General features: G+C 60.9%; 19 protein-coding genes and 2 pseudogenes. 10 read left to right on the top strand and 11 right to left on the bottom strand.

Features of this window, described 5'->3' with window-relative positions; genetic code table 11:
- Window positions 1-37: 37 nt before the first annotated feature.
- Window positions 38-322: pseudogene (locus tag AC0V8S_RS12400) on the top strand (GNAT family N-acetyltransferase); the annotation flags it as partial.
- 81 nt (window positions 323-403) lie between these two features.
- Window positions 404-715 (top strand): DUF6665 family protein, encoded by a 312-nt coding sequence (locus AC0V8S_RS12405; protein WP_475438610.1) that lies wholly within the window; start codon window positions 404-406, stop codon window positions 713-715.
- A 3-nt stretch (window positions 716-718) separates the two neighbouring features.
- On the opposite strand, the gene AC0V8S_RS12410 is transcribed toward AC0V8S_RS12405, so the two are convergent.
- Window positions 719-1063, bottom strand: a complete 345-nt coding sequence (locus tag AC0V8S_RS12410) for a cupin domain-containing protein (protein ID WP_475437833.1) — start codon at window positions 1061-1063, stop codon at window positions 719-721.
- A gap of 375 nt (window positions 1064-1438) precedes the next feature.
- Between AC0V8S_RS12410 and petA the strand changes: the two genes are divergently transcribed.
- The 4 genes from petA to AC0V8S_RS12430 all read left to right on the top strand — a co-directional run bounded on the left by petA (window position 1439) and on the right by AC0V8S_RS12430 (window position 5162).
- Window positions 1439-1939, top strand: a complete 501-nt coding sequence (gene petA / locus AC0V8S_RS12415; protein WP_236952375.1) for a ubiquinol-cytochrome c reductase iron-sulfur subunit — start codon at window positions 1439-1441, stop codon at window positions 1937-1939.
- Between the two features lie 17 nt (window positions 1940-1956).
- A complete protein-coding gene (locus AC0V8S_RS12420; RefSeq protein ID WP_183462473.1) occupies window positions 1957-3297 on the top strand; it encodes a cytochrome b in 1341 nt (446 codons plus the stop codon).
- Between the two features lie 27 nt (window positions 3298-3324).
- Window positions 3325-4191: a cytochrome c1 gene (locus AC0V8S_RS12425; protein ID WP_183462471.1), complete on the top strand. Its 867-nt coding sequence runs from the start codon at window positions 3325-3327 to the stop codon at window positions 4189-4191.
- A 275-nt stretch (window positions 4192-4466) separates the two neighbouring features.
- Window positions 4467-5162 (top strand): acid phosphatase, encoded by a 696-nt coding sequence (locus tag AC0V8S_RS12430; protein ID WP_475437834.1) that lies wholly within the window; start codon window positions 4467-4469, stop codon window positions 5160-5162.
- A gap of 128 nt (window positions 5163-5290) precedes the next feature.
- On the opposite strand, the gene AC0V8S_RS12435 is transcribed toward AC0V8S_RS12430, so the two are convergent.
- From AC0V8S_RS12435 to AC0V8S_RS12455, 5 genes are all read right to left on the bottom strand, one after another.
- Window positions 5291-5479 (bottom strand): integrase core domain-containing protein, encoded by a 189-nt coding sequence (locus tag AC0V8S_RS12435; RefSeq protein WP_475437835.1) that lies wholly within the window; start codon window positions 5477-5479, stop codon window positions 5291-5293.
- Window positions 5476-5724 (bottom strand): DDE-type integrase/transposase/recombinase, encoded by a 249-nt coding sequence (locus tag AC0V8S_RS12440; RefSeq protein WP_475437836.1) that lies wholly within the window; start codon window positions 5722-5724, stop codon window positions 5476-5478. The genes AC0V8S_RS12435 and AC0V8S_RS12440 overlap by 4 nt, the downstream gene beginning before the upstream one ends.
- Window positions 5661-6086, bottom strand: coding sequence for an IS3 family transposase (locus AC0V8S_RS12445; protein ID WP_475437837.1), 426 nt, complete (start codon window positions 6084-6086; stop codon window positions 5661-5663). Before AC0V8S_RS12445 ends, AC0V8S_RS12440 begins: the two co-directional genes overlap by 64 nt.
- A complete protein-coding gene (locus tag AC0V8S_RS12450) occupies window positions 6086-6436 on the bottom strand; it encodes a transposase (protein ID WP_183460044.1) in 351 nt (116 codons plus the stop codon). Before AC0V8S_RS12450 ends, AC0V8S_RS12445 begins: the two co-directional genes overlap by 1 nt.
- A 234-nt stretch (window positions 6437-6670) precedes the next feature.
- The gene (locus tag AC0V8S_RS12455; protein WP_475437838.1) at window positions 6671-7168 is read right to left on the bottom strand and encodes a hypothetical protein; all 498 of its coding nucleotides are present in this window, start codon (window positions 7166-7168) and stop codon (window positions 6671-6673) included.
- Between the two features lie 210 nt (window positions 7169-7378).
- Here AC0V8S_RS12455 and AC0V8S_RS12460 point away from each other — a divergent pair, with 210 nt between their 5' ends.
- The 3 genes from AC0V8S_RS12460 to AC0V8S_RS12470 all read left to right on the top strand — a co-directional run bounded on the left by AC0V8S_RS12460 (window position 7379) and on the right by AC0V8S_RS12470 (window position 8448).
- Window positions 7379-7678 carry a hypothetical protein gene (locus tag AC0V8S_RS12460; protein WP_475437839.1) on the top strand — a complete coding sequence of 100 codons (300 nt, stop codon included), beginning with the start codon at window positions 7379-7381 and terminating at the stop codon, window positions 7676-7678.
- Window positions 7675-7830, top strand: coding sequence for a hypothetical protein (locus AC0V8S_RS12465; protein ID WP_475437840.1), 156 nt, complete (start codon window positions 7675-7677; stop codon window positions 7828-7830). The genes AC0V8S_RS12460 and AC0V8S_RS12465 overlap by 4 nt, the downstream gene beginning before the upstream one ends.
- A gap of 72 nt (window positions 7831-7902) precedes the next feature.
- On the top strand, window positions 7903-8448 hold the full coding sequence (locus AC0V8S_RS12470) for an adenine phosphoribosyltransferase (RefSeq protein WP_183462462.1): 546 nt from the start codon (window positions 7903-7905) through the stop codon (window positions 8446-8448).
- Between the two features lie 175 nt (window positions 8449-8623).
- Here the strand turns inward: AC0V8S_RS12470 and AC0V8S_RS12475 are convergent, their stop codons facing one another.
- From AC0V8S_RS12475 to AC0V8S_RS12490, 4 genes and pseudogenes are all read right to left on the bottom strand, one after another.
- Window positions 8624-9094: a MaoC family dehydratase gene (locus tag AC0V8S_RS12475; protein ID WP_475437841.1), complete on the bottom strand. Its 471-nt coding sequence runs from the start codon at window positions 9092-9094 to the stop codon at window positions 8624-8626.
- Window positions 9091-9561: a MaoC family dehydratase gene (locus AC0V8S_RS12480; protein ID WP_475437842.1), complete on the bottom strand. Its 471-nt coding sequence runs from the start codon at window positions 9559-9561 to the stop codon at window positions 9091-9093. Before AC0V8S_RS12480 ends, AC0V8S_RS12475 begins: the two co-directional genes overlap by 4 nt.
- Window positions 9562-9676: 115 nt before the next feature.
- Window positions 9677-10651, bottom strand: a complete 975-nt coding sequence (gene corA, locus AC0V8S_RS12485; RefSeq protein ID WP_475437843.1) for a magnesium/cobalt transporter CorA — start codon at window positions 10649-10651, stop codon at window positions 9677-9679.
- A 152-nt stretch (window positions 10652-10803) separates the two neighbouring features.
- A pseudogene (locus AC0V8S_RS12490) lies at window positions 10804-11064 on the bottom strand (phosphotransferase); the annotation flags it as partial.
- Between the two features lie 77 nt (window positions 11065-11141).
- On the opposite strand from AC0V8S_RS12490, the gene AC0V8S_RS12495 reads away from it, so the two are divergent.
- Window positions 11142-12056, top strand: a complete 915-nt coding sequence (locus tag AC0V8S_RS12495; protein ID WP_475437844.1) for a three-Cys-motif partner protein TcmP — start codon at window positions 11142-11144, stop codon at window positions 12054-12056.
- Here the strand turns inward: AC0V8S_RS12495 and AC0V8S_RS12500 are convergent.
- A complete protein-coding gene (locus AC0V8S_RS12500) occupies window positions 12011-12763 on the bottom strand; it encodes a DUF5131 family protein (protein ID WP_475437845.1) in 753 nt (250 codons plus the stop codon). The genes AC0V8S_RS12495 and AC0V8S_RS12500 overlap by 46 nt on opposite strands.

The following is a 12763-nucleotide window of genomic DNA, read 5'->3' on the forward strand; positions in this document are numbered from 1 at the left end:
CCGGTTGAAGGACGAGAGCCGGTTGGAGGGCTACTGGATGCTGGTGCGCCTGGCGGATGGCTGGGCAAGCGGCGGCAACAAGTTCCGGAAACGGGGCGAGGCCTTATTCGGGGCATGGCATGGCCGGGAACTCGCCGGCGTGTGCGGGTTGAACATCGATCCTTATGTCGAGAGCAGGGACCAGGGCCGGGTCCGGCATCTGTTCGTCAGCGCGCCTCACCGCCGCGCCGGCCTTGGCCGCATGCTGGTCGAGACCGTCATCGACAGGGCACGCCGCTATTTTGCCGTGCTGAACACCCGTGCGCCGCCAGAAGCTTTCGGCTTCTATGAAAGGCTTGGCTTTCAGCCGGTGTTGGGTGAAGAATTCGTCACGCATCGCATGTCGTTCGAAAAAGGGGCTGAAATGTCCTTGCGTCCGCCATCTCATCTTGCCGGCGCCTCGGCCGCCGAAGCGGCCTTCGACGCGCTTGGCCACGAAATCCTGGCAGAGAAAGCGGCGGCCCTCGGCCGTGCCGGACAGCGCGTGGAAGAAACGTTGGCCAGGTTGCGCGCCAATGCCGACGAGCAGTTGCGTCCCAAACTTCTCAAGGCGGCCGCCGAGGCGGTGCACGGCTATTTCATCCAGCGCGAGTTGTGTGGCCTGCGCAAGCACGATGGCGTCATTCGCGAATACGACATCCCCAGGGCCGTGCTGGTCAGGCTCGGCGCTAAATAGGGGTCACTCCAGCCACTTTGTGATGAACGTGCCATTCTCGTGGATATCGGTCGTTTCCAGCGGGCCTGGACCGAGATTGGTGAATTTGTGCGGCGTATGGGGCGGCACGATGACAATCTGGCCGGCGGAAGCCTCGATTTCCTTGTCGCCGACGGTGAACAGGCCGGTGCCCTGGCGGATGATGAAGATCTCTGTGTAGGGATGGGCGTGCAGCCGCGGGCCGCCGCCTTCATCAGGCAGGTAGTTGAAGATCAGGCAGGAGTTGGAACCGTAGGCGCCGCATTGCAGTTCGCCCTTCCAATGGTCGGAACGAACAGCCCATTCCTCACGGTCTATGACGTGTGCCATGCCTGGGAAGATAGATCACACCGGCGCCCTCTGTCGAGGCAAGCCAGGGCCTTGGATTTTGCTGATATTTCCCGGCTGTTTAGCCGCCTTTTGCGGCCGTTCGCCGTCTCGCCGGGCAATAGGGGATTTTGTCCCCGCGACAATCTGCCCTTGTGCCTTGACCCGTCTGGACAAAAACGGGCTTCACGCATAAACCGAAGTCCAAATGCCGGAGGAATTCGCTAGCCTGTTCGCCATGCGCTGTCGGGTTGGCGTGATTGAGCGGGGAACAAGGCTCGGCCACCGGCGCGGAAGAGGCGAAAGGATCAGGCACCCGTGAGCGCAACCGACATCCACGATCCCAATCGTCGAGATTTTCTTTATGTCGCCACGGGCATGGCCGCCGTGGTCGGCGCCGGTGCCGTCGCCTGGCCGTTCATCGACCAGATGCGTCCCGATGCCTCGACGCTGGCGCTCGCCTCGGTTGAAGTCGATGTCGCCTCGCTGACGCCGGGCATGTCGCTGATCGTCAAGTGGCGCGGCAAGCCGGTTGTGGTGCGCAACCGCACCGAAAAGGAAATGAAGGACGGCGAGGCCGTCAACCTTTCCGACCTGAAGGATCCGATCGCCCGCAACGCCAATCTGCCGGCCGACGCGCCGGCGACCGACGCCAACCGCACCACGCCCGGCAAGGAAGCCTGGATGGTGATGGTTCAGGTCTGCACGCACCTCGGCTGCATTCCGCTCGGCCAGGAAGGCGATTTCGGCGGCTGGTTCTGCCCGTGCCATGGTTCGCAATACGACACCGCCGGCCGCATCCGCAAAGGCCCGGCGCCCGAGAACATGGCTGTGCCGGTATTCAAATTCATTTCCGATACCAAGATCCTTATCGGTTGAGGCAGGGGGATATTTCGATGAGCGAGGGACACTCGACCTACACGCCCAAAACCGGTATCGAACGCTGGTTCGACGCCCGCATGCCGCTGCCCAGGATGGTCTATGACAGCTTCATCGCCTATCCGGTGCCGCGCAACCTCAACTACATGTGGACCTTCGGCGGCATCCTGGCGATCATGCTGGTTTCGCAGATCCTGACCGGCATCGTGCTGGCCATGCACTACACGTCCGACACCAATCTCGCCTTCGGTTCGGTCGAGAAGATCATGCGCGACGTCAATTCCGGCTGGCTGTTGCGCTACATGCATGCCAACGGCGCCTCGTTCTTCTTCATCGCCGTCTATCTCCACATCTTCCGTGGCCTCTATTACGGTTCCTACAAGGCGCCGCGCGAGCTGCTCTGGATCCTCGGCTGCATCATCTACCTCCTGATGATGGCGACCGGCTTCATGGGCTACGTGCTGCCATGGGGGCAGATGAGCTTCTGGGGCGCCACCGTCATCACCGGCTTCTTCAGTGCCATTCCGCTGGTCGGCAACTGGATCCAGCAGCTGCTCCTCGGCGGCTTCTCCGTCGACGACCCGACGCTGAACCGCTTCTTCGCGCTGCACTATCTCTTGCCGTTCATGATTGCCGGCGTAGTCGTGCTGCACGTGTGGGCGCTGCATGTCGTCGGCCAGTCGAACCCGACCGGCATCGAGGTCAAGTCGAAGACCGACACCGTCGCCTTTACCCCTTACGCGACCATCAAGGACGCGTTCGGCATGATCGTGTTCCTGTTCATCTTCGCCTATTTCATCTTCTTCCTGCCGAACTATCTCGGCCATCCCGACAATTACATCGTCGCCAACCCGCTGAAGACGCCGGCCCACATCGTGCCGGAGTGGTACTTCCTGCCGTTCTACGCGATCCTGCGGGCCATCACCTTCAACATCGGGCCGATCAATTCCAAGCTCGGCGGCGTGCTGTGCATGTTCGGCGCCATCGTCATGCTGTTCCTGGTGCCGTGGCTCGACACCTCCAAGGTGCGCTCGGCGGTCTACCGGCCCTGGTACAAGCTGTTCTTCTGGCTGTTCGTGGCCGATGCCATCCTGCTCGGCTGGCTGGGCTCGCAGCCGGCGGAAGGCGGCGGTCTGTTGACCCTCCTGATAGGTGAGTTCACGGGCAACTACGTTGGCTACGCTCAAGCGGCGACGCTGTTCTACTTTGCCTTCTTCCTGATCGTACTGCCGGTGCTTGGCCTGATCGAGACGCCGCGCAGGCTGCCGAACTCGATCACCGAGGCGGTGCTCGAAAAGAACAAGGGTGGCAGCGGGCATCCGGCGGGCGCCACGGCCGCGCCAGAGACCAAGGGCTGAGCGGTAGAGAATCTAAGGGGATTTGGCATGAAAAAGATTCTCACCTCGCTGGCGCTGATCGGCCTTGTGGCCGCCGGCACCGCCGCCTTCGCGGCCGAAGAGGCGCACAACGCGGCAGCACCCACGCATTTCCCGATCAACGAGCCGAAGGAGATGAGCTGGAGCTTCACGGGTCCGATCGGTACCTATGACAAGGGCCAGCTGCAGCGCGGCCTGAAGGTCTACAAGGAAGTCTGCTCGGCCTGCCATTCGATGAATTTGGTGGCGTTCCGCACGCTGGAAGGCCCAACGGGCCTTGGCTATTCGGATGCGCAGATCAAGTCTTTGGCGGCCACCTACACCATCCATGACGGCCCCAACGATGCCGGCGAGATGTTCGACCGTCCCGGCAAGCCGTCGGATTATTTCCCGGCGCCGTTCGCCAATGTAGAGGCCGCCGCGGCCGCCAATGGCGGCGCGGCACCGCCCGACATGTCGCTGCTGGCCAAGGCGCGCGGCGTCGAGCGCGGCTTTCCGCAATTCGTCTTCGACATCTTCACCCAGTATGATGCCGGCGGCCCCGACTACATCCATTCGCTGCTGACCGGCTACGACCAGACGCCGCCGGCCGGCATGGTCATCCCCGAAGGCACGCACTACAACCCGTACTTCATGTCCGGCGTGTCGCTGAAGATGCCCAAGCCGCTCTCCGACGGCCAGGTGACCTATGATGATGGCGCACCGCAGACGGTCGACCAGTATTCCCGCGACGTCGCTGCCTTCCTGATGTGGGCGGCCGAGCCGCATATGGAAGCCCGCAAGCATACCGGCATCAACGTGCTGTTTTTCCTCCTGGTGTTCGGTGCGCTGGTCTACCTGGTAAAGCGCAAGGTGTGGGAAGGCGTGGCGCACTAAGGCCTGCCGATATTCAGGTGAGGCCGGTCTGCAAACAATGGCTTCCTGCGCTTCCGGTGCTCACGTACTTTAAGTACGCTCCGCTCCGGTTCTCGGAAACCATCGTTTTCGACTCGGCCTGACCTGAATCTCTAGAGGCCTTGAGCCGTTCTGAAGCCAATACGATCACAAAAGGGCGCCTCAAGGCGCCCTTTTGTATTTCCGGAGGCGGTGATGTCACATGGCCGTCATCGCCCATAGCGATCCTGCGTCATTCCGAACAAAGGATCGCACCCATGAAGAAATACGCATCGCTGGCGGCTGGTCTGCTGCTGCTGGTCATCGGCTCGGCCGCCCAGGCCGAAGACGCAAAACCCTTCGTCACCAACAAGGATATCGACCTGACGATGATCCTGCCGCCGCCGCCGGCCAACGATTCGGCGCAGACCAAGGCCGAACTCGGCGAGGTGCTGACACTGCAGGTGACGCGCACGCCCGAGATGGTGGCCAGCGCCGTTGCCGATGCCGAGGAGAATGTCTGGCGCTTCGCCAATGTGATGGGGCCGAATTTCACCAAGGAGAAGCTGCCGAAGTTCAGCGCCTTTTTCGATCGCGTGGTCGAGACCGAAGGCGCCGTCGTCGATCCGGCAAAGGATGTCTGGAAGCGCCCGCGTCCGCACCAGCTCAGCGATCTCGTCAAGCCGGCGGTCAAGCTGTCGAGCTCCGGCTCATGGCCGTCCGGTCACGCCACCGTCGGCACCATGATGGGCATTATCCTGGCCGACATGGTTCCGGAGAAGCGCGCCGAGATCATGGCGCGCGCGGCCGAATATGCTCACAACCGCGAGGTTGGCGGTATCCACTATGCGTCCGACGTCGAGATGGGCAAGATTTCCGGCAGCGTCATTGCCGCTGTCCTGCTCAACCGGGACGACTTCAAGGCCGAATATGAAGTGGCCAAGGCCGAGCTTCGTTCCGGCCTCGGCATGTAAGTCCTAGAGCGGTTCACCGTTTCATGGAAACGGTGAACCGCTCTAACTCTTTGTTTTGACGCAATTCCTAGGGAAAGCGCTACGCGCTTTTCCCGGGAAATGGAGTGCGCCCCTCGGAGCGGACAGGATCAAGCGGCAGTTTTGACCATCGTCCGGGCGTGTTGGTCTTCGAACTGTTGCGGGCTGAGATAGCCGAGCGCTGAATGCAATCGGCGGGTGTTGTAGACCTCATCAATGAAGCGGGGAAGGTCCTCAGCGACGTCGGTGAAGGTTTCATAGGCCATCGGATAGATGGCTTCGACCTTCATCGTCTTCATGAAGCTTTCCGCTTTGGCATTATCGTAGGATTGCCGCGCCGACCCATCGATCCAATAAGATCGTGCTCGGCGAGAAGATTGCGATAGAGGAGCGCGGCATATTGCGCCCCTCGATCCGAGTGATGGACGCAGCCCGGCGGCGGCTTTCGCCGTTCGATTGCCGCCTTCAATGCTGCAACGGTCAAGCGCGCGTCGATCGAACGGCCGATGGCGTAACCAACGACCTTGCGGGACCAGGCATCCAAGATGCCGCGACGTAGACGAAGCCTGCCGCAATCGCCACGTAGGTTATGTCGCTTACCCAAAGCCGGTTCGGGCCATCGAGTGTCACGTCCTTCGCCAGGTTCGGGAAGATCGGCAATTCATGATTGCTGTCCGTGGTGGCGATGAAGCGTCGCCTGATCCTGGGCTGCAGATCATGCTCGCGCATCAATCGTCTGATCTTCTTGTGGTTCACGACAATGCCGCTCTGCCGCAGCGCCGCCTGCATGCGGCGATAGCCGTAGGCTTCGAAGCTGTCGGAGATCTCACCCATCGTCTCGACGAGCGCTGTGTCATCCACGGCGGTTTCGGGCTGATCGTAGTAGGTTGATCGCGCGATCCCCATCAGCCGGCATCCTTCAGCGATGGAGACACCGCGGGGCCGGTGATCACGGATGTAGGCCCGCTTCTGGGACGTGGTGCGCTTTTCAGAGCCCCCTTTAGAAACTCGATTTCCAAGGCTTGCCGGCCTACCAGCCGCTCCAGCGCGGCGATCCGAGCCTCATAGGTCTGCATCGTCTCGGCCGCCGCTACATCCTCGTCGAAGGCGCCGGCCTCGTATTTCTGGACCCAGATACGGATCAGGTTACGCGCTAGTTCGTGCCGCCTGGCCAGACCATGAAGCGTCTCGCCGGAGAGGAACTCTTGCACTACCTGACGTTTGAACTCGATGCTGTGCGCGCGATGTGCAGTCATGGCTTCCATCTTTCGAAAGCCCGGCTTCCAAGTCAATTCTGCTTAGTCAAGCTGTCCGCTCCGAAGGGCGCATTCCAAAAACCGCTCACACTTTTCCTGGAATTGCTCTAAAGCGCGTCGCGTCGAAGCGGATTCATGCGACGCGCTTTGGGTGCTCTACGCGCACCAGCTGGGACGTCGGTTTGTCTTCGTTCTCGCCGCCGCGGGCTCCAGGAGACTGAAGCCGGCAACAGCTCATTGCGTCGGCACCTGCACCGATATTGGAAAGGCAAAGTACAGGTTGCAGGCAAGGAGCTCGATACCTCGTTTTCCCTGGCGAGCGAGAGGCTCAGGCGCCTCAACGCCAACAGTTGCGCTGCCTTTGCCCTTCGTCTGCAGTGCGACGAGAGCATCATAGACTGCGCGACGCTCGCGGACGGATGCCTGCTTCGGATTTTCAGGGTAATAAACGGGGATCGTCAAAATCAGATAGTCCATCCGACAGCGCGGCGCCGAAATCGCGATTGCCTTCCTGCGCAGAGCAATCTCGAACGCGCCGGACCGTTCGTCGAATCCAGTCATCCATTGTCGACGCGTATGCAATTGTCCAAGCGCGTCGCCGACCACGAAATCTGCCGGACGTAGCACGATTGTCCAACTGGCCCGCTCGGCAGCTGAGACGGCTGCCGGCGCCCAGCTCAGGAGCGAGGTTGCCATGATGACGGTCAGTATTTTTCGCATAAGATGGGTCATGTAGCGACCATGGCTCGACCGGAAGGGGCGCTTCAGGCGCCCCTTTTTACCCCTATGCGAGCGTTCGGCAACCCGTCCTTTGGCATAGCGCGGCGCTCAACAGATGCGGATCGAGATCGTGCGGGTTATGAAGCTGATGGGCTGCAATTCGATCGGACAAGTGCCGCATGCCAATCTCCGGTGCAGGGAGCCGAACGGAAGGAGCGGATCATGGCGAACGGAATGGGTACGGACGAGGATGTGATACGGGCCGTCATCGACCGGCAGTTTGCCAGCCTTAGCTGGGATGAGAGTATCGCCCCAGGGTGGGATGATTTCGCCGCCGATTTCCTGGATGGCGCCAGCCTCTATCCGGCGGCCCGCCCGGCAAGACGCATCGGTGTTGTCGATTTCGTCGAGCGGATGCGCGGCCTGTCACGCACGTCGCTGCGATCGCTCCAGGAGACCGTGCTCGGGCCGATATTCGCGTCTTCGGCAACATTGCGATCGCGGCTGTCGCGGCCGAGATGATCGAGAACAGTGCCGAGACCAGCCGGTCCATGGAAATGCTGTTGCTGGTGAAGAGCGAAGGGCAGTGGAAGATCGTCGCGCAGGCGTGGGACAAAGCGAACGAGGCCAATCCTTTGCCGGATGCGCTTGTCTCGGGCGTCACATCGCGCTAGCCGTTGTCGGTCGCGTCGGGTTTGGTCCCTGCGCCGTTCGCACTTGCCAGCTGGATCATCCGGAGCCGCCTTATGAAATCCTCGCTCGAAGACACGCTGCTGGCCGCGATCCGCACCATTCCGGACTATCCCAAGCCCGGCATCCTGTTTCGCGACATCACCACGCTGCTCGGCAATGCGCGCGCTTTCCGCCGTGCCATCGACGAGCTGGTGCATCCCTATGCCGGGCAGAAGGTCGACAAGATCGCCGGCATCGAGGCGCGGGGCTTCATCCTCGGCGGCGCCGTCGCCCACCAGCTGTCGGCCGGCTTCGTGCCGATCCGCAAGAAGGGCAAGCTGCCCTATGAGACGGTGCGCGTCGCCTACAGCCTGGAATACGGGCTGGACGAAATGGAGATGCACAAGGACGGCGTTGCCCCTGGTGAGAAGGTGATCCTCGTCGACGACCTGATCGCCACCGGCGGCACGGCGGAAGCGGCGGTCAAGCTGCTGCGCCAGATCGGCGCCGATATTTTGGCCGCCTGCTTCGTCATCGACCTGCCGGATCTCGGCGGGCGGGCCAAGCTTGAGGCGCTTGGCGTGCCGGTCAGGACGCTGATCGGGTTTGAGGGGCATTGAGGCAGCTTTTCCCTCGCCCCGTTTACGGGGAGAGGGACAGCGGAGCGAGCAACGCGAGCGCAGCAGGGTGAGGGGTAAGTACGACCGTCGAGTTTAAGACACCACCGCTGGCGCCGCCCCTCATCCGCCCTTCGGGCACCTTCTCCCCGTGGAACGGGGAGAAGGAAGAGGTTTGCTACTCCACCTTCACCAGCACGGCGCTTTCGAACTCCAGCACCTTGTCGCCGGTCGAATCGAAAGCTTCGGCGCGTAGCGACAGCATTCGCCAGCCGGGGCGCGAGGCGATGGCGCGGTGGGACAGCGCGGTGCGGCTGAAGGTGACGGTCTCGCCGGCGAAGACCGGCTTCAGCCACTTCAGGTTCTTGAAACCGGGCGAGGGGCCGAATTCCGGGACCGGACCGGGGCCGTTCCAGCTGGCGCCCTCGGCATCCAAGCGGTTTTCGAGGTTGAGCTTCATCCAGGTGGCGGCGGTGTGCCAGCCGGAGGCGCAGAGCCCACCGAGCACACTCTTCTTTGCGGCCTCCTCGTCGATATGGAAGATCTGCGGGTCGTATTTGCGCGCGAACGCCTTGATCGCCTCGGCTTCGAATGTGTGCGAGCCCAGCGTCATCGTGGTGCCGATGCGGAAGAATTCATCCAGGGTCATGCCGCATTCCCCGCGGCATCACGCGTCAGGAACATGACGGAATTCTCGAGCTCGAAGACGCTTTCGCCACGTTGGTTGACCAGCTCGCTGCGCATGGTGACGAAGCCAAGTTGCGGCTTCGATTTCGAGAGGCGCTTGGCGAGGACAACCAGGTTGCCCCTGAGCGTATCGCCGGCCAGAACCGGTTTCTTCCACCTGACCTGATCGACGCCGGGCGCGCCCTGGCAGGTGGAGTCCAAAAGGAAAGCGTCGCACAGCATGCGCATGAACATGGCGCAGGTGTGCCAGCCCGAGGCCGAGAGGCCGCCGAGGATGCTGGCCTTGCCGGCTTCCTCGTCGAGATGCATCGGCTGGGCGTCGAATTCGCCGGCGAATTCGACGATCTCGGCCGCGCTTACCTGTTTGGCGCCGAGGTCGAACGAGGCCCCCTCGACGAAATCCTCATAGGCCCATGTCTTTGCGGTCATGTCGGCAATCCGGTTAAATCCCCAGAGATTGGGCAACCCGGATGCAGGCCGGCAGCGTTTTGGTCAAGTCCTTTCTGGTGAGCCAGCCTGAGGCCGCCGGTACCGGGGGCGGTGGTCAGAGCCAGCCGCGGCGGCGGAAATACCAGAAGGGCAGGATCGCCGACAGGATCATCAGGCCGATGGCGAAGGGATAGCCGAGCTGCCATTTCAGCTCGGGAATGATGTCGAAATTCATGCCGTAGATCGAGGCGACCAGCGTCGGCGGCAGGAAGATGACGGCGGCGACCGAGAAGATCTTGATGATGGCGTTCTGCTCGATCGAGATCATGCCGAGCGTGGCGTCGAGCAGGAAGGAGATCTTCTGCGACAGGAAGGTGGCGTGGTCGGCGAGCGACAGCACGTCGCGCGACAAGGTCTTGATGCGGGCGCGGACATCCTTGCTCATCTTGGTCTGGGTGGCGACATGGGCGAGGAAGCCGGCCAGGCGCTGCAGCGAGATCAGGCTGTCGCGCACGGAAGAGGCGATGTCCTCCTTGCGGCCGATGGCTTTCAGCAGTTCCTGGAAGTCGCGGTTGCGCTTCGACACCTTGGTCGAGCGCGCCTCGAAAATGTCGCGCGAAATCCCCTCGATGTCGCGGCCGGCGCGCTCGAGGATGTCGGCGAGACGGTCGACGATCGCCTCCAGCAGGCCAATGAGGATGGTGTCGCCGCTGGTGCAGCCGGTCGCCACCTTCTCGGCGCGCAGCGGGAAGGTCTTGAAGGCCTTGGGTTCATGATAGCGAATGGTGATCAGCCTGTTGCCGGCAAGCGCGAAGGTGACCGGCGACATCAGGGGGTCGTCGACCTCGGTCTGGGCGGGCAGAGTGGCGGTCATGAAGTAGGCGCCATCCTCGATGTAGAGGCGGCTCGAAATCTCGATCTCCTCCATCTCCTCGCGGGTCGGTATGGCGACGCCAAGCCAGCTTTCGATGGTGGCTTCTTCTTCCTTGGTTGGACTGACCAGATCGGCCCAGACGACCCTGTCGCCATCCGCCAGCAGGTCGTCGACGACGCGCAGGCGATCATTGTCCACGACAAATGCCTTGATCATCGCCAGATCTCCCCTGCGAAGGTGCGTTCGGATTGCGCGTCGTGTCGGATTGCACGGCTCTTCGTCGTGTGCGCGACCGTGTGCCAGCCGCTTAGACCTGTGGCATGACAAAATCAAGACAAGCCCGGGTCGGGTGGGCCGGCATCGGCCGCTCAGAAAAACTCGTCGAGCAGCCGATACCAGGAAAGCTTCGCCGGCTCTGCTTCCGGTGGCCCGTAGCGTTCGAGAAAAGGCTCTATCCAGGTCTCGCCGATGTTATAGCGGATGCTCCAGCAGGCGAGCGCCAGATCCTGGTGTCGATCGGCGACGCCCAGCCGGCCGCAATCGATGAAACCGCTGAAACGGCCCTGGGCCGCCATGACATTCGGCAGGCAGGCATCGCCATGGGTGACGACAAGCTCCTCGGTCGCCGGCGCGCCTTCTCGCTAAGCGATCTCTAGACAGTCTGCTATTTTCGGCGTTTTATTTGCTGGGCTTCTGGGGGGACGAAATGATGACAGGTACAGATCACGAATTTGGTGGCCAGCATACAGAAATAAAACTGGAGTTGGTTGAGAAATATCTGAAGGCTTACACTGCCGCACTTCGAGGGAAGTTTTCCCAACTCTGGTATATTGACGCTTTTGCGGGCACAGGGTCGCGAACCGTGAGAGTCGAGGCTCGGGACGGTGATCTTTTCGATGCGCCCGCGCCTGCTAGAACGGAAACACGCCGGGGTTCAGCCCGTATCGCTCTCGATATCACACCTGGATTCGACCGGTTTGTGTTCATGGATCAGAGCCATGAGCATTGTGAAGCACTGGAGGCGTTGCGCGATGTCTACAAGGGGCGCAATATTACCGTGTTAAATGGTGATGCTAACCGATTGATCCAAAATGAGATAAAGTGGGACGGATGGAGGCAGACGCGAGCGGTAATGTTCTTAGATCCCTATGGTATGGAAGTCGAATGGGATACTCTCAAGGCAATCGCTCATACAAAGGCTATCGACGTCTGGTACCTTTTCCCCCTTTCGGGGCTCTATCGCCAGGCGGCGCGAAATATTAGTGCTGTTGATGAGATCAAACGTCGTGCCCTGACGAGAATGCTTGGGACATCTGATTGGGAAGACGAATTGTACAGCGCCGTGCGAGCGCCCGATGATCTTTTGGAAGGCTTAGAGAAGCCCGAAATCCGTCAGCGGAACGCTGACGTAGCCGGCTTGGAGGCATATGTGAAAAACCGGCTGAAGGAGATTTTCCCGCTGGTGTTAGATCCGTTTCCTCTGCCGCCCGTTCAGAAGCCGCAGCGTTTTTCGCTGTTCTTTGCTATAGCCAACCCGTCGGATGCAGCAGTTCGTTTGGCCAAACGTTTCGGAGATCACATCCTAAGTTCCGGCATGGCGTCCCACGTGCGCTCACGATAGGTCCGACCCGCCGCTTTCTTATTCTTGCCGCCCCACTGCTTGAAGAAGAAGGTAGCGTCGGAGTCCGTGCACTGATCGAAAATCTCGTCGATCCACTTAGGGTCCATTGGTCGCGCATTGGGGCCACTTTCACCGCCAACTATCGCCCAATGAATGCCTTCCAGCCTGCCACCTGCAACCGAGCCAATCAACGGCTCGTAGGAAACGAATCGGATTGCTGCCGGCACGGACCGAAGCTCATCAATACGATGAAGCACTCGACCATCCTCAACGCTTGTTCCTAGCCAAACGTTAGGAAGCACCTTGAAGCCTTCCTTTGACAAAATATCAGCCATTCGATCAGGACGCTTCGTCAGAATTTGATACGTGTGACGCTGCGTCTCCTCCATGATATTCCACACGTTGCGGATAAATTCCGATGGCACGTCGGTATGGAACAAATCGGACATTGAATTGACGAAGACACGGCGAGGCTTGGACCATGTGGCCGGAATAAGCAGTGAGGCACGGTCCAGGTTTAACTTTCCGGTCCATTTTGCGCGGCCACCAGTTTTTCGGGTAAGGCCGGCGTACTTCTCGACGCCCATAGCTTCCAGCCGCGCCGCCATTCGCATGGCGTAGCAATTAGTACATCCGGCCGTGAGAATTGTGCAGCCGGCGACTGGATTCCAGGTCGCGTCTGTCCATTCGATAGATGTGTCGGCCAT

This window comes from Mesorhizobium oxytropidicola (genome assembly GCF_056174625.1).

Excerpts from the sequence above, each read along its gene's own strand:
- AC0V8S_RS12480 (WP_475437842.1), bottom strand. The coding sequence starts at position 9,561 with ATGACCGCAAAGACATGGGCCTATGAGGATTTCGTCGAGGGGGCCTCG.
- AC0V8S_RS12455 (WP_475437838.1), bottom strand. The coding sequence starts at position 7,168 with ATGACCCATCTTATGCGAAAAATACTGACCGTCATCATGGCAACCTCG.
- AC0V8S_RS12420 (WP_183462473.1), top strand. The coding sequence starts at position 1,957 with ATGAGCGAGGGACACTCGACCTACACGCCCAAAACCGGTATCGAACGC.
- AC0V8S_RS12465 (WP_475437840.1), top strand. The coding sequence starts at position 7,675 with ATGATCGAGAACAGTGCCGAGACCAGCCGGTCCATGGAAATGCTGTTG.
- corA (WP_475437843.1), bottom strand. The coding sequence starts at position 10,651 with ATGATCAAGGCATTTGTCGTGGACAATGATCGCCTGCGCGTCGTCGAC.
- AC0V8S_RS12460 (WP_475437839.1), top strand. The coding sequence starts at position 7,379 with ATGGCGAACGGAATGGGTACGGACGAGGATGTGATACGGGCCGTCATC.
- AC0V8S_RS12405 (WP_475438610.1), top strand. The coding sequence starts at position 404 with ATGTCCTTGCGTCCGCCATCTCATCTTGCCGGCGCCTCGGCCGCCGAA.
- AC0V8S_RS12450 (WP_183460044.1), bottom strand. The coding sequence starts at position 6,436 with ATGACTGCACATCGCGCGCACAGCATCGAGTTCAAACGTCAGGTAGTG.
- AC0V8S_RS12475 (WP_475437841.1), bottom strand. The coding sequence starts at position 9,094 with ATGACCCTGGATGAATTCTTCCGCATCGGCACCACGATGACGCTGGGC.
- petA (WP_236952375.1), top strand. The coding sequence starts at position 1,439 with ATGGCCGCCGTGGTCGGCGCCGGTGCCGTCGCCTGGCCGTTCATCGAC.
- AC0V8S_RS12430 (WP_475437834.1), top strand. The coding sequence starts at position 4,467 with ATGAAGAAATACGCATCGCTGGCGGCTGGTCTGCTGCTGCTGGTCATC.
- AC0V8S_RS12500 (WP_475437845.1), bottom strand. The coding sequence starts at position 12,763 with ATGGCCGACACATCTATCGAATGGACAGACGCGACCTGGAATCCAGTC.
- AC0V8S_RS12425 (WP_183462471.1), top strand. The coding sequence starts at position 3,325 with ATGAAAAAGATTCTCACCTCGCTGGCGCTGATCGGCCTTGTGGCCGCC.
- AC0V8S_RS12435 (WP_475437835.1), bottom strand. The coding sequence starts at position 5,479 with ATGAAGACGATGAAGGTCGAAGCCATCTATCCGATGGCCTATGAAACC.
- AC0V8S_RS12445 (WP_475437837.1), bottom strand. The coding sequence starts at position 6,086 with ATGGGGATCGCGCGATCAACCTACTACGATCAGCCCGAAACCGCCGTG.
- AC0V8S_RS12470 (WP_183462462.1), top strand. The coding sequence starts at position 7,903 with ATGAAATCCTCGCTCGAAGACACGCTGCTGGCCGCGATCCGCACCATT.
- AC0V8S_RS12410 (WP_475437833.1), bottom strand. The coding sequence starts at position 1,063 with ATGGCACACGTCATAGACCGTGAGGAATGGGCTGTTCGTTCCGACCAT.
- AC0V8S_RS12495 (WP_475437844.1), top strand. The coding sequence starts at position 11,142 with ATGATGACAGGTACAGATCACGAATTTGGTGGCCAGCATACAGAAATA.